The following is a 433-nucleotide window of genomic DNA, read 5'->3' as shown; positions in this document are numbered from 1 at the left end:
CGGCTTGCCCGAACGCCCCGGTCCTGCTTGCAAGGCCGGGGCGTTTTAGTCCGTGCGGACGATGTTGTGGGGTTTGCGCGGCACCAATACTAGCCAACACCACCATTCAACAAGGAGCAACGTTATGCCAGTTACAGCGGTCAGCGGTTCTGCATCCGGTATCGGCGCGGCAGTCTGCCAGGCGCTACGCGCCGCCGGGCACCGCGTCATCGGCATCGACCGGGCAAATGCCGAGGTGATTGCCGACCTGTCCAGCGCAAGCGGGCGCCAGGCCGCCATCAGTGCGGTGCTCGAGCACTGCGACGGGGTGCTCGACGGCCTGGTGTGCTGCGCCGGGGTTGGCTCCAGCGCGGTGTCCGACACCATCGTGTCGGTCAACTACTTTGGCGTCTGTGAGCTGCTTGACGGCCTGGCCGATGCGTTGGCCAAGGGC

At 66.1% G+C, this 433-nt stretch carries 1 protein-coding gene; it reads left to right on the top strand.

Going from position 1 to position 433, the window contains the following annotated elements:
• Positions 1–124: 124 nt before the first annotated feature.
• A partial coding sequence (locus EOE48_RS28880) for an NAD-dependent epimerase/dehydratase family protein (protein WP_127734246.1) occupies positions 125–433 on the top strand: 309 nt, incomplete at its 3' end.

Source organism: Methylobacterium oryzihabitans (assembly GCF_004004555.2).
In the GTDB taxonomy this organism is placed as follows: domain Bacteria; phylum Pseudomonadota; class Alphaproteobacteria; order Rhizobiales; family Beijerinckiaceae; genus Methylobacterium; species Methylobacterium oryzihabitans.
Note: the sequence above shows the minus strand (reverse complement) of the source record. Positions and strands in the feature narration are given on the sequence as shown.